The sequence below is a fragment of the Alcanivorax sp. NBRC 101098 genome, from assembly GCF_001010505.1.
GTDB lineage: Bacteria > Pseudomonadota > Gammaproteobacteria > Pseudomonadales > Alcanivoracaceae > Alcanivorax > Alcanivorax borkumensis.
This window is the reverse complement of the sequence record NZ_AP014613.1, coordinates 2,988,606-3,002,213: the sequence shown is the minus strand read 5'-3', so window position 1 is coordinate 3,002,213 and position 13,608 is coordinate 2,988,606. Positions and strand designations below refer to the sequence as shown.

The window sequence follows — 13,608 nt, the reverse complement described above, 5'->3', positions numbered from 1 at the left end:
ACAAACCGGGGTGGATACTTCCTACAAGCGCCGGTGCCAAAACTAGGAGGCTTATTGTGAACGTTAAAATGAAAGCAACACTGGCAGGTGCCGCTGCTGCTCTGGCCATGGCCAGCGCTCCGGGTACCGCGATGGCTCGTGACACCATTTCCATCGTGGGTTCATCCACGGTATACCCGTTCGCCACCGTAGTGGCCGAGCGTTTTGGGCGTACCGGTAACGCCACCCCGAAAATTGAATCCACCGGTTCCGGCGGAGGCATGAAGCTGTTTTGCCAGGGCGTCGGTACTCAGCACCCGGACATTACCAATGCTTCTCGCCGGATGAAGAAATCCGAGTTTGAGCTGTGCCAGAGCAACGGTGTGAAAGACATTACCGAGGTGAAGGTAGGTTATGACGGCATCGTGATTGCCAACTCGGTGAAAGGTAAGCACATCGATCTGTCCCTGCGCGAAGTTTTCCTGGCCCTGGCCAAGGATGTGCCGAACCCGAAAGGCGGTGAAGAGCTGGTTGCTAACCCTTACAAAACCTGGAAAGAGATTAACCCAGCCCTGCCGAACGTGAAGATCGAAGTGCTAGGCCCGCCGCCGACTTCCGGTACTCGTGATGCATTCAACGAACTGGCCATTGAAGGTGGCTGTAAAACCTTCCCATGGCTAAAAGCCATTAAGGGTGAAGATAAGTCCAAGTACAAAGCGATTTGCCGCAGTGTGCGTGAGGACGGTGTCTATGTTGAAGCCGGTGAAAACGACAACCTGATCGTGCAGAAGTTGGAAAAAAATCCGAATGCCTTCGGTGTGTTCGGTTACTCCTTCCTGGATCAGAACCGCGGTGTGGTGCAAGCTGCAAATGTTGGCGGTGTTGAGCCCACTTTCGAAGCGATCGGTTCTGGCGAATACCCGGTATCCCGCTCTTTGTACTTCTACGTGAAGAAAGCGCATGTAGGTGTGGTGCCGGGTATCGAGGGTTACGTGAAAGAGTTCACCAGCGAGAAAGCGTGGGGTGATCAGGGGTACCTGAGCGAGAAAGGCTTGATCCCGCTGGCTGATGATCTGCGCAAGTCCATGGCTAAACAGGCGCGTAGCCTGAAGCCCATGACCGGCAACGAGCTGTAAGCAAGGGAATAATAAAGAAGCACGGATGCTTTTGGCCCGGTGGTGTTTGCCGCCGGGCTTTTTCGCCCCTGAAAAGGCGTGTTTGTTCCACCAAGATTGCCGCGGTGATCTTGGTTGAGCAAATCCGATCGGAGTGATACATGCAAACCGGAAACCTGCTGTTGCTGCTGGTAGTGATGGTGGCCGGCGCTTACTACTTGGGGCTTCGCCGCTCCTTTGCGCTGGCCCGCCCGCTGGGCGGCATTCGCCACCTGCACTCATTGCCGTTTTACTTCGCCATGCGTTCGGCTATGTGGTGCGCGATTCCCGCCTTAATCGTGCTGGGGCTGTGGTTAGCATTTGATGACAGCATCATCCGCCAGCAAGTGCTGGGCAGCTTGCCGGTGGAGCTGCAACCGACGGATGCCTCCAGCTATAACCTGACGCTTAGCAAAATTCAGAATGTGGCCAGTGGTGCGCTACCGACTAATTTCGTGGAGCCGCCGATTGCCGCAGCGGCGGAGCATCTGCAGTCATTGCGCCAGACCAGCGCCATGGCGCTGACCGTGGTGATTATTGTGCTGTGTATGTTGGGCGGCACCTGGGCCTGGCTGAAAGTATCGCCGCAATTGCGCGCCCGTCAGCAGGTGGAGCGCGTACTGCAGACGCTGTTCATGCTGTGTGCCACGGTAGCGATCCTTACCACCGTGGGCATCGTTATGTCGGTGCTGTTCGAATCGATCCGGTTCTTCGGCAAGGTGCCGGTGACCGATTTCTTATTCGGCTTGCAGTGGAGTCCACAGACTGCCCTGCGGGCTGACCAGGTTGCCTCTGGCGGCGCTTTTGGTGCGGTGCCCTTGTTCATGGGCACTATGTTGATCTCTGCGATTGCCTTATTGGTGGCGGTTCCGGTGGGGTTGATGTCCGCTATTTATCTATCGGAGTACGCCAGCAAGCGAGTGCGCACGGTGGCCAAGCCGGCCCTGGAAGTGTTGGCCGGGGTGCCCACGGTGGTTTACGGTTTTTTTGCTGCGTTGACAGTGGCTCCGTTTATTCGCGGCATGGGTGAAGCCGTGGGGTTAGATGTGGCGTCGGAGTCGGCCCTGGCCGCAGGCTTGGTGATGGGCGTGATGATTATTCCGTTTGTCTCATCGCTTGCCGATGACGTGATTACTGCGGTGCCCCAGTCCATGCGCGATGGCTCCTTGGGATTGGGGGCAACCAAAAGCGAAACCATCAAGAAAGTGATTTTTCCGGCGGCATTACCGGGGATTATGGGGGGCATTTTGCTAGCCGCGTCCCGAGCCATTGGTGAAACCATGATTGTGGTCATGGCCGCCGGCTTGGCCGCTAACCTTACTGCCAACCCACTGGAAGCGGTCACTACCATTACCGTGCAGATCGTTACGTTGCTGACCGGTGACCAGGAATTCGACAGTGCCAAAACCCTGGCGGCGTTTGCCCTAGGCCTGATGTTGTTCATCACAACCCTGGTTATGAATATCTTCGCGCTGCACATCGTGAAGAAATACCGCGAGCAGTACGACTAGCGTCGGGAGAAAGTTATGAGCAAAACCACAGAAAAAGTGCGTAAGACGCTGGCCCGACGCTACCGGGCAGAGAAACGTTTCAAAGCCTATGGTATGGCCTCCATCGGCATTGGTTTGATGGCCTTGCTGTTGTTGTTCACTGACATCATCGGCAAGGGCCACAGTGCCTTCGTTGAATATGAAATTCAGTTGCCGATTACCTTCGATGCGGAGGTGTTGGATGTCAGTGACCCCCGCGATGCGGAGCAGCTTAACTACGGTAATTACCAAGGGGTCATTCGTGACGCTCTGGCAGAGCGGTTCCCTGGCGTGGAGTCACGCTTGGACGTTCGCTCGCTTAACCAGCTGGTGAGCACCGGGGCTGGTTATGCTCTGCGCGATATGCTTCGCGAAGAGCCGGCCCTGTTGGGAGAGACACGAACTCTATGGCTATTGGCCGACGATGATGTGGATTTGTTTCTCAAGGCGAACGAAGAGCAACGCGAAGACAGCCGTCTTAATGACAAGCAGCAGGCATGGGTGGCGGAGCTGGAAGCGTCCGGCGAAACTCGTATGGTCTTCAATCGGTCGCTTTTCAGTTACGGTGACTCCCGTGAACCGGAGCAAGCCGGTATTTTGGGTGCCATTCTTGGTTCCTTGTTCACCATGATTGTGACGTTGCTGCTGAGCTTTCCCATTGGTGTCGCGGCAGCTGTCTACCTGGAAGAGTTTGCGCCAAAGAACCGCTTCACTGATTTCATTGAAGTGAATATCAACAACCTGGCCGCCGTGCCGTCGATCATCTTCGGCCTGTTGGGCTTGGCAGTGATAATAGGCTTGTTTGGCTTGCCCCGGTCAGTGCCGTTGGTAGGGGGTATAGTATTAACGCTGATGACCCTGCCTACGGTGATCATTTCCAGCCGTGCGGCGATCAAGGCGGTGCCGCCCAGTATTCGTCAGGCCGCCATGGGGCTAGGCGCGTCGAAGATGCAGGTGGTGTTGCACCATGTACTGCCGCTAGCGCTCCCCGGCATGCTCACCGGCGCCATCATTGGCATGGCCCAGGCACTGGGTGAAACAGCACCGCTGCTGATGATTGGCATGGTGGCCTTTATCGTAGATTTGCCCGCTGACCCGTTGGATGCCGCAACAGTATTGCCGGTGCAAATTTATCTTTGGGCAGACAGCCCGGAACAATCTTTCGAAGCCCTGGCGTCCGCCGCCATCATGGTGCTACTGGCTTTCCTGATTACCATGAACACCTTGGCGGTGATTCTGCGTAAGCGCCTTGAGCGGCGCTGGTAACAGACGGATAAAGAGGAATCGAGCAATGGAAACCGCACAGCAATTGGACAAACCGGCTCTGGACACCAATGATGCGGCCAGAGATAAGGCCATTAACGAGCAGGTAACGATGACACAAGACACCCCCTATCCAGACCAGACCGTGGGCAACCCCTTCGTGGATGACCCCAAAATGCGCCTGCGCGATGTGGAGGTATTCTACGATGATAATCAGGCGATTCACGGTGTTAGCCTAGACATCGGAAAGAATGAGGTGGTGTCACTGATCGGCCCTTCCGGCTGCGGTAAATCTACCTTTTTGCGTTGCCTGAATCGCATGAACGACACCATCGATATTTGTAAGGTGAAAGGCAGCCTGCATCTGGAAAGTCAGGATCTTTATGACCCTAAACTGGATGTGGTGGAATTGCGCGCTCGGGTGGGCATGGTGTTCCAAAAGCCTAACCCGTTCCCTAAGTCTATCTATGACAACGTGGCCTATGGCCCGCGCATACACGGCCTGGCTAATAAGAAATATGACCTGGATGAAATCGTAGAAACCAGCCTGCGCAAAGCGGGTTTGTGGGAGGAAGTGAAGGATCGTTTGCACGCACCGGGCACGGGTTTGTCTGGTGGTCAGCAGCAGCGTCTGTGTATTGCCCGCACCATTGCGGTGAGCCCGGAAGTGGTGCTGATGGATGAGCCCTGTTCAGCGCTGGACCCAATTGCCACCGCCAAAATCGAAGAATTGATCAGCGAGCTGAGCGAGTCTTACACCATCGCTATCGTGACTCACTCCATGCAGCAGGCCGCGCGGGTATCTAGCCGTACCGCTTATTTCCATTTAGGGCGTCTGGTGGAAATGAATGATACCGAGACCGTGTTCACCAAACCCGAGCATGATCTGACGGAAGCTTATATCACTGGCCGCTTCGGTTAACGTGCGGGTAAGGAGAACAAGATAATGGACCGTATGCATTTTGGCGAGCATAGCTCGACCCAGTTTAACGCCGCGTTGGAATCTATCCGTAACCACCTGATGGAAATGGGCGGTTTGGTGGAAAAACAGGTGGTGGATGCATTGCAGGCATTGCTGCAGGCTGACTCTGCGCTAGCTGAAAAAGTCATAGAAACCGAAAAGAAGGTCGATAAGCTGGAAATCCTCATCGACGAGGAATGCACCAAGGTGCTGGCTTTGCGTCAGCCGGCGGCTTCGGATCTGCGTTTAATCATTGCTGTGTCTAAAGCGGTATCTGATCTAGAGCGCATTGGTGATGAGTCGGCCAAAATTGCCCGCATGGGGTTGCAGCTGGCTGAAGAGGGCGAGTCACCTCGCGGTTACGTGGAAGTACGGCATATCGGTAACCATGTGCGCAATATGTTGCGTGATGCCCTGGATGCCTTTGCCCGCTTTGACGCCCATAAAGCCCTGACCGTGGCGGCGGAAGATAATGAAGTAGACATGGAATACGCCAGTGCCATGCGTTCTTTAGCGACCTTCATGATGGAAGATCCTCGCTCTATCACTCGAGTACTCAACATCATTTGGTCTCTGCGTGCCCTGGAACGCATTGGTGACCATGCCCGTAATATCGGTGAGCAGGTTATCTATTTGGTGAAAGGTAAGGATGTGCGGCACATCAGCATTGATGAAATTGAAGAGAAGTTGAAAAGCTAACAAAGTTGCCGCCCGCAGCATGAAAAACCCGGCTACGTGCCGGGTTTTTTTTGGACTGATTCCGCGCGCTATCTCTCCGCTTGTGCCTATTCCGGCGGCAATTTTTTGGTTATCGGATGGCCACAAACGGGCAGTGTTGCAGCTTGACCCTTAATGCTTGCCTCTATAATATCCGTATTTCCGAATATATGAATATACTATGCGCACATGCTCACACCTACTCAGCTCTGTAAATGCCTTGGCGATGATATCCGCCTCAGCCTGATCTGCTTGTTGCACGGTCAAGCAGAGGTCTGCGTGTGTGATTTGGTCGATGCCATGCAGGCGCCACAATCTACCGTGTCCCGGCATCTTGCCCAGTTGCGCCAGTGCGAACTGGTGGTCGCCCGGCGACAGGGCACCTGGATGCATTACCAGCTGAACCCGGCTTTGCCGGAGTGGGCTACAGCGGTCATTAATGCATTGGTAGTGCCTGCCCGAGATGCGTTGAATATCACTCTTCCCAGTGCCGCGTGCTGCGGCTAAATGACGAGAAAAGGTTATGAATACACCACTGAATGTCTTGTTTTTGTGCACCGGTAATTCCTGTCGCTCCATCATTGGTGAAGCGCTGGCTGATCATCTGGGGAAGGGTAAGCTGCACGGATTGAGTGCCGGCAGCATGCCCACCGGTAAGGTTAATGAAAACGCCTTGGCTGTGCTCGCCCGCCACGGTGTGCCGGTGAACACTCCCAGCTCCAAGTCCATGGATGATCTGGAAGGGGAAAAGATCGATCTGGTGATCACGGTCTGTGATGCCGCCGCGGGTGAGTCCTGCCCGGTGTGGTTGGGTGATACTCCGAAAGTGCATTGGGGCCTGGAAGACCCGGCCCATGCAACGGGAACTGACGACGAGATTCGTGGGGCTTTTGAGGTTACCTATAACGAACTGCATGCTCGCGTAGAAGCTCTGGCAGCGCTGGATTTTGAATCGATGAACCCATTGGGGTTGATCGCAACAGCGCAAAAAATTCACCGCGAAATGGATAATCAGTAATGCCGTTTTTTGAACGATATCTCAGTGTCTGGGTGGCATTGGCTATTGCTGTTGGCGTGGGCTTGGGCGTAGCCGTGCCCGGTGTCTTTGAAGCGGTTGCCGGTTTCGAGTATGCCCATGTGAATTTGGCCGTAGCGGTATTCATCTGGGTAATGGTTTACCCGATGATGATTCAGATTGATTTCACCGCGATTAAAAAAGTCGGCAACAACCCCCGCGGGCTACTGCTGACTTTGGTGGTTAACTGGCTGATAAAGCCGTTCACCATGGCGGCTTTAGGCTGGTTATTCTTCAAGGTTTTTTTCGCCGGTTGGGTGGACCCGCAAACGGCGACAGAGTACATCGCCGGTATGATCCTGTTGGGTGTGGCGCCCTGTACGGCCATGGTGTTTGTGTGGAGCCAGCTTACTAAGGGCGATGCAAATTACACCCTGGTACAGGTGTCGGTGAACGATATCATTATGGTATTTGCCTTTGCGCCTATTGCCGGTTTGTTGCTGGGGGTGAGCGATATTACTGTGCCTTGGGATACCTTGGTGCTGTCAGTGGTGCTCTATGTGGTTATGCCATTACTGGCGGGAATGGCAACACGTCATTGGCTGGGGAGCGAGGAGAGGGTTGCCGCCTTTGTTCATCGGCTCAAGCCCGTCAGCGTGATGGGCCTGTTGGCCACAGTGGTGCTGCTATTTGGTTTCCAGGCGGAAACCATTCTTGCCAAGCCCATGGCCATCGTGCTCATTGCTATTCCGCTATTGATCCAGACCTACGGTATTTTTGCTATTGCCTACTGGGCGGCAAGACGGCTGAGGTTGAAGCATAACGTGGCAGGCCCGGCCTGCTTGATCGGCACCAGTAACTTTTTCGAGTTGGCTGTGGCGGTGGCTATCAGTGTGTTCGGTCTGCATTCTGGTGCGGCCTTGGCGACCGTGGTCGGGGTGCTGGTGGAGGTGCCTGTGATGTTGTCACTGGTAGCGATTATCAACCGTACCTCGCACTGGTTTGAAGAAGCCAGCCAATAGCATTAATAGCGAATAAAAACCGTTAATGATCAAGCGTCTGTCTGCTCCCACTGAGACTTTTTCAGTGAGGGTAAACGATGCTTGTCGCGAAGCTAGCCTCAATTATTACGAAAGAAGTTACCGTGCCATGAACGATCTACCCAATCTCGATAATGACTGCTTTCAGCGTCCCACTACTGACAGCGTATTCCGGGCCCAGCCGTCTACTCATAAGCCGCGCATCCTGTTGCTATATGGATCACTCCGTCAGCGTTCCTTTAGTCGCCTAGTGGTTCAGGAAGCCGCTCGATTGCTGGAGGCCATGGGTGCAGAAGCAAAAATTTTCCATGCTGATGGTTTGCCTCTGCCCGACAGTGAAGATGCTAGCCACCCTAAGGTGCAGGAACTGCGCGATATGGTGACTTGGTGCGAAGGTATGGTGTGGTGCTCTCCGGAACGGCACGGTGCCATGACGGGCATTATGAAAGCACAGATCGATTGGATTCCTTTATCGCTTGGGGCGGTACGTCCGACCCAGGGGAAGACCCTGGCGGTGATGCAAGTCAGTGGTGGCTCCCAGTCGTTTAATGCAGTAAACCAGCTACGTGTGCTGGGTCGCTGGATGCGCATGGTCACTATTCCAAACCAGTCTTCGGTGCCGAAAGCATTTCTGGAGTTTGATGATAATGATCGTATGAAACCCTCCGGTTTCTACTATCGTATTGTGGATGTCATAGAAGAGTTGGTGAAATTCACCTATTTGACCCGTGACCGTAGTGACTATCTCACCGACCGTTATTCCGAGCGTAAGGAATCGGCTGAGGAACTGATGGCGAGAGTCAATCAGCGCAGTATGTAGAGCCGCATGCCGCGTATAACCCTGCGGCGAAAGTGTATCGTCAGCGGACCTGTTTCTGCACAAAAGAGTAACCGCTTACGTGACGTTATTTACAGTAGAGGTAAGCAGGCGCTATAGCGGTCATTGTCTGGTGCATGCCTGAAGCATAGCTGTTGGTCTTGGCGGGTGAGCGTGTCATCTTTGCCAGGGGTCCAAGGGTTACTCACGGGGCTGTCTTTCTTTGTATTTTCAAGCTGATTCAGCAATGCCAGGCGGGCGTCTAGATGCACCAGGCGAAACAGGTATCGTTTGAAGTCTGGGGTGGCGGTTTCCAGTAACACATTACCAATGGGGTTGCGTATGGCTTGCCCTGTTGTAGCGCGGGCCGGCTGAACGTTATCTGCTTGAATAACATCAGCGGGCTGCCCCGCCAGTTTTGCATAGTGCTGATATAACGGGAGCATGCGGTTTACGCTGATATGCTTTTTCAGGCCCGCCTTGAGTTGTAGCTTTTCAGTCCACGTCGCCTGCTGGTTACCTTCCCGGTATTGTTCTTCCAAAAAGAAATGCGCCATCAGGGTGAATTCCTTTTTCATTGGTGAATGGAAATTTTTTTCTGCTGAAGTCAGGGGTGTCAGCACCGGTGCCGGCATAGCCTTCTGTTGCACGAGAAGTGCCACTAACTGCAGTTTTTCCGCAAGGATGGCATTGGCAACCATTTTGCTGATCAGACTGTGGTCTTGGGCCAGCCATTGGCGCAGCTGCTGAATCTCGGTGAGCAGCGCGGGGCCGGGAGCGGCGCTGTTGGCCCAAGCCAGTGATTGCAGCCGTGAAGCGCAAACCAACAGGTTGTACTCGGGAAAGGTGGCGTTCAGGCGAGGCGGCGTGTTGTCAGAAAAATAAGAGAATTCCAGAAAGGTTTGGTAGCGATCTATGAGAAATTGATAGCGGCTGATCAAGGCTTTGGCTTGTGCTTTTTTTTCCTGCTGCTCTAGTAGGCAGGCAGCCGTCATAGGATGGCACAGCAGAGGTGTGTTGTTCAGCTTCGGGTAGGCATTGGGAAGCACCAGCTCCGGATGTACTTTTTGTCGCTGCGCCAGCTCATGGCCCTGTTGCGCAGGTGATTGTGTAGCGGGCACACCAAACCCGAGCAGGTAGGCATAAGCCGGGTTGTCATCATTGGGGGTTGTGTCCAGCCATTGTCGGGCTGTGTCATCAAGAGGGGCATCCCGTAGCCACCAAACGGTGAACGCCACCAGCGCCAACACACCAATCCCTAGGATGCTTTTTTTCATGGCGCGATTCTTTATACGTTGTAGAGAGTGAGGGCGCGGCTAAAAGTCCCGGTGCTGATATTGGCGGGCACTCAGGGCCACCATCACCAACATCCAGCCATTCATGATCAACTCAATGGCGAGAAATAGCCCGATCACCCACTGCCCAGATTGCGGCCATTGCGCAAAAATCATCCACGCTAAGGCTAGGCCGATCAGTGCACTAATGATTAGCAAAAAGGTATGGGTACTACCGCGAACATGCCAAGCGATCAAGAACCGCAGAGTGGAGATAAGCGCGATGGCGGCGCCGATAATCAGGGTCAGTCCACCGGCGGCGACGGCAGGGCGGGCCATCATATAGCCTCCAAGCAACGCATAGAGCAAGCCGATCATCAGAAACGGCAAGCTGCGTGAGAGCGTGGGGGTGCGGAACGCCTGAAGGATTTGAATCAAGCCGGCCAGCAGTAAAAGTCCACCAATCCAGAACACGCTGATCAAAGTGAACAACCCCGTAGCGCCAAGACCTAGAGTGCCGAGGACAATAAAAACGATGCCGGTAACCAGCAGGCCTTTCCAGTGTTGGGAAAGATGTTCAAGCAGTGGCGGTGGTGTGGCGGGCATGTGGCGAACTCCGTGTCGGCAATGCGTTGATGTGCGTATAGAGAGTGAATGTAGCACAGCGGAAGGCGCGACCACCAAATGCCGGGGCGTCATACAAGAATGAGAGTCAGGGGTACCATTGCGAAAGCGTGATTTCTTCGCTCTGTTCCGTGGTGCCGAACCAGACCTGGCCATCCTGAATCATCGCCTGTAACTGCATGGCCCGCTGAGCGCAGGTGGCCAGTGTGGCTTCGCTGTCTGCATCCACGTGGATGATGGTCAGGTTATCGAAGCGACGCACCTTGTTCTTCATGCTGTCCCACCATACCTGTGGCGCCCGTGGGCCATAACAATACAGGGTAACCTGTTCCGCCAGGCCACACGCTTTACGCAGGCGTTTCTCATCGGGCATGCCCAACTCGATCCAGTGGGCAAGGGTGTCGTTGGGATGGCGTTGCCACAGGTCTGGTTCTTCCGGGTTGGACAGGCCTCGAGAGAAGGCCAGATCTTCATGGGCGTTGAGAGCAAAGGCCAGTAGCCGCAACATCATTCGTGATTCGGTTTCCGAGGGGTGCAAGGCTACTGTCAGATTATGGGTGGCGTAATAATCCCGGTCCATATCGGAAACGGTGAGTTCAGCTTTGTAGATGGTGGCGGTGAGGGCCATGGCAGAGGACTCGCAAACAGGGAGCACGCAACAGGCATGCACGCAAAAGGGGCTGATTGTATCAGGTTGGAGTGTGTACGGCGGGCGCAACAGTCGTTTTGTGTGGGCGCGGTCGAACGAGCCCTCCCACACGAGGTTGCGTCAGCCGAGAAGCGCAATTATCCCGAAACCCACGAACAACGCTGCGCTGATGCGATGGGCCCAGGTTTCAAATTGTTGGCTGCCGAATTGGTGGGCCAGCCAGATGACCGGCAGGTTGGCGGCGATCATGCCCAGGGTGGAGCCGCTTAGTACTGGCCAGAACTGATCTTTGAACTGTATCGCCAGGGCGATGGTGGCCAGCTGGGTCTTGTCGCCGATTTCAGCAATGAAGAACAACACCAGTGCGGTAAGGAAAGGGCCGAAGCGAGGGTTGTCTTCCACTTCTTCATCGGCGTCCGGGATTAGCATCCACAAGCCCAGGCCGATAAAGCTGAGGCCAAGAGTCCAGCGCAGCCACTCCAGGGGGATGGTGCTGGCCAGCCAGTCTCCAAACCAGACCGAGGCACCGTGGTTGAGCAGGGTCGCCACCACTACGCCGGCGAGGATAGGCCACGGTTTGCGAAATTTGAGAATCAGCGCGAGAGATAATAGCTGTGTCTTGTCGCCAATTTCCCCAAGGGCAACTAGCACAAAGGCGCTGAACAGGGCTTCCATGAATATTTCCAGCGGGGCGGGATTGTGCGACACAGAGACATCACCGGCGAATCCCGCCCCTGCGGAATGCCTGCAATGTCTCAGGTCTCGTCAATCCGTAAGGATGCGGACGCAGCCACCATGCGCATGAGGCGCAATCATGTTGATGACCGCCAAGGGGCTTTGCGTGAAAGCGATCGAGCGACTACTCCCCCAAGACGGCGAAAACCATAGCGGAAATATGGGTTAAGGGCCAGTACAATGGGCTATTAGCTGCAAGGCGCGGCAGATGCTGACTTGTCTTAGGTACTGGAGTGTGTGTGGCGCAAAGGCAGGAGCATCGCCTCTGCCTGGAGCATGTTGTTACCCTCGATCCCAGTTCAAATGTGGAAGAGATTCTCATGAGTGAAGAACGTTTTCTTGATGTTGAAACCAAGCTGGCCTACCAAGAGGACTTGGTGGAGTCGTTGAATAAAGTGGTCAGTGACCAGCGACGGCAGATTGATGCGCTGGAAAAAAACTACCGAAAAATGGCCGACCGGCTGATGGATCTGTCTGAGGCATTTGAGGCCACTCAGGTTGAGGATGCACCGCCTCCGCATTACTGAGGCCGTTGCGTGCGGCGAAAACAGCCGCTATTCGGTCCGAATTGCATGATTTTTGAAGTAAGTCATCATTCTAGAAGCCAGAATGAAAAAGGCCGCGCCCATACTTTGGGCGCGGCCTTTTTGTTTGCAGATACAAGTGAAGTCGCGTGGTCTGCAAGGTCTGTTACTCCGTATCCTCGATGCTTAGACCCCGCGTGGCCACGTCTAAACTGGAGGCGTCGGTTTCGTTGCCGAGCTTAATCATCAGGCGTAAGTCGTTGGGCGAGTCGGCGTGGAGCATGGCGTCTTCGTAGGTGATTTCACCGGCGGAGTACAGGTCGTAAAGGGCTTGATCGAAAGTCTGCATACCCTGCTCCCGGGATTTGCTCATCAGCTGCTTGATCTGATGCACTTCGCCCTTGCGGATATGGTCTTGTACCAGCGGTGTGCCTAGAAGCACTTCGATGGCCGCGCGTCGGCCTTTACCATCTGGGGTGGGGATCAGTTGCTGGGCGACGATGCCTTTCAGGTTCAGGGATAGATCCATCCACAGCTGGCCATGACGATCCGCCGGGAAGAAGTGAATGATCCGGTCCAGCGCCTGGTTGGCGTTGTTGGCGTGTAAGGTAGCTAGACACAGGTGCCCGGTTTCGGCGAAAGCAATGGCCTTGTCCATGGTGTCAGGGGTGCGGATCTCCCCAATCAGAATCACATCCGGTGCCTGGCGCAGGGTGTTCTTCAGGGCCACGTCGAAGGATTCGGTATCAATGCCCACCTCACGCTGGGTGACGATACAGCCCTGGTGCTGGTGGATAAATTCGATGGGGTCTTCAATGGTGATGATGTGACCCTTGGAGTTCTTGTTGCGATGGCCAATCATGGACGCCAGTGAGGTGGATTTACCGGTACCGGTAGCGCCCACGAAAATCACTAAGCCACGCTTGGTCATAGCCAGTTCCTTTATCACTGGCGGCAAGCGCAGGTCGTCCACGTTAGGGATTTTGGTTTCGATGCGGCGCAGTACCATGCCCACCAGGTTGCGCTGATAGAACGCAGAGACCCGGAAACGGCCCACGCCACGGGCGGAGATGGCAAAGTTACACTCATGGTTGGCCACGAACTCCTTGCGCTGCTGCTCGGTCATGACGCCAAACACGATGTCCCGTGTTATATCCGGGGTCAGCGCACTTTTGGTCACCGGCAGGATCTTGCCGTTGATTTTCATACTCGGGGGTACGCCAGCGGTGATAAACAGATCTGACCCACCTTTCTGTACCATCAACTTGAGAAGCTCTTCGAATTCCATGCGTTAAGGCCTGTCTGTACTGATTCTGTCGGCGCCTTG

At 54.7% G+C, this 13,608-nt stretch carries 15 protein-coding genes; 10 read left to right on the top strand and 5 right to left on the bottom strand.

The window, feature by feature from the left end:
* The first annotated feature begins 68 nt into the window (after positions 1 to 68).
* The 9 genes from AS19_RS13655 to arsH all read left to right on the top strand — a co-directional run bounded on the left by AS19_RS13655 (position 69) and on the right by arsH (position 8,478).
* On the top strand, positions 69 to 1,115 hold the full coding sequence (locus AS19_RS13655; protein WP_011589956.1) for a substrate-binding domain-containing protein: 1,047 nt from the start codon (positions 69 to 71) through the stop codon (positions 1,113 to 1,115).
* Between the two features lie 140 nt (positions 1,116 to 1,255).
* Entirely contained in the window at positions 1,256 to 2,644 is a 1,389-nt protein-coding gene (pstC, locus tag AS19_RS13650; protein WP_046962226.1) for a phosphate ABC transporter permease subunit PstC, read from the top strand.
* 15 nt (positions 2,645 to 2,659) lie between these two features.
* The gene (pstA, locus tag AS19_RS13645; protein WP_011589954.1) at positions 2,660 to 3,928 is read left to right on the top strand and encodes a phosphate ABC transporter permease PstA; all 1,269 of its coding nucleotides are present in this window, start codon (positions 2,660 to 2,662) and stop codon (positions 3,926 to 3,928) included.
* 25 nt (positions 3,929 to 3,953) lie between these two features.
* Positions 3,954 to 4,847: a phosphate ABC transporter ATP-binding protein PstB gene (gene pstB, locus AS19_RS13640; protein WP_011589953.1), complete on the top strand. Its 894-nt coding sequence runs from the start codon at positions 3,954 to 3,956 to the stop codon at positions 4,845 to 4,847.
* 24 nt (positions 4,848 to 4,871) lie between these two features.
* Positions 4,872 to 5,585, top strand: coding sequence for a phosphate signaling complex protein PhoU (gene phoU / locus AS19_RS13635; RefSeq protein ID WP_046962225.1), 714 nt, complete (start codon positions 4,872 to 4,874; stop codon positions 5,583 to 5,585).
* Positions 5,586 to 5,792: 207 nt separating this feature from the next.
* Positions 5,793 to 6,110, top strand: coding sequence for a metalloregulator ArsR/SmtB family transcription factor (locus AS19_RS13630; protein WP_046962224.1), 318 nt, complete (start codon positions 5,793 to 5,795; stop codon positions 6,108 to 6,110).
* Between the two features lie 16 nt (positions 6,111 to 6,126).
* Entirely contained in the window at positions 6,127 to 6,621 is a 495-nt protein-coding gene (locus tag AS19_RS13625; RefSeq protein WP_046962223.1) for an arsenate reductase ArsC, read from the top strand.
* On the top strand, positions 6,621 to 7,640 hold the full coding sequence (gene arsB, locus AS19_RS13620) for an ACR3 family arsenite efflux transporter (RefSeq protein WP_046962222.1): 1,020 nt from the start codon (positions 6,621 to 6,623) through the stop codon (positions 7,638 to 7,640). The genes AS19_RS13625 and arsB overlap by 1 nt, the downstream gene beginning before the upstream one ends.
* Before the next feature lie 127 nt (positions 7,641 to 7,767).
* Positions 7,768 to 8,478 (top strand): arsenical resistance protein ArsH, encoded by a 711-nt coding sequence (arsH, locus tag AS19_RS13615; protein WP_046962221.1) that lies wholly within the window; start codon positions 7,768 to 7,770, stop codon positions 8,476 to 8,478.
* Between the two features lie 89 nt (positions 8,479 to 8,567).
* On the opposite strand, the gene AS19_RS13610 is transcribed toward arsH, so the two are convergent.
* The 4 genes from AS19_RS13610 to AS19_RS13595 all read right to left on the bottom strand — a co-directional run bounded on the left by AS19_RS13610 (position 8,568) and on the right by AS19_RS13595 (position 11,697).
* Entirely contained in the window at positions 8,568 to 9,752 is a 1,185-nt protein-coding gene (locus tag AS19_RS13610) for a hypothetical protein (protein ID WP_046962220.1), read from the bottom strand.
* Positions 9,753 to 9,791: 39 nt separating this feature from the next.
* Positions 9,792 to 10,355, bottom strand: coding sequence for an HdeD family acid-resistance protein (locus tag AS19_RS13605; protein ID WP_011589946.1), 564 nt, complete (start codon positions 10,353 to 10,355; stop codon positions 9,792 to 9,794).
* 106 nt (positions 10,356 to 10,461) lie between these two features.
* Entirely contained in the window at positions 10,462 to 11,001 is a 540-nt protein-coding gene (locus AS19_RS13600) for a YaeQ family protein (protein ID WP_011589945.1), read from the bottom strand.
* Between the two features lie 141 nt (positions 11,002 to 11,142).
* A complete protein-coding gene (locus tag AS19_RS13595) occupies positions 11,143 to 11,697 on the bottom strand; it encodes a TMEM165/GDT1 family protein (protein ID WP_041705170.1) in 555 nt (184 codons plus the stop codon).
* Positions 11,698 to 12,077: 380 nt separating this feature from the next.
* On the opposite strand from AS19_RS13595, the gene AS19_RS13590 reads away from it, so the two are divergent.
* The gene (locus tag AS19_RS13590) at positions 12,078 to 12,284 is read left to right on the top strand and encodes a SlyX family protein (protein WP_035460127.1); all 207 of its coding nucleotides are present in this window, start codon (positions 12,078 to 12,080) and stop codon (positions 12,282 to 12,284) included.
* A 163-nt stretch (positions 12,285 to 12,447) separates the two neighbouring features.
* Here AS19_RS13590 and AS19_RS13585 read toward each other — a convergent pair whose 3' ends face one another.
* Positions 12,448 to 13,569 (bottom strand): PilT/PilU family type 4a pilus ATPase, encoded by a 1,122-nt coding sequence (locus AS19_RS13585; protein WP_011589942.1) that lies wholly within the window; start codon positions 13,567 to 13,569, stop codon positions 12,448 to 12,450.
* Between the last annotated feature and the right edge of the window lie 39 nt (positions 13,570 to 13,608).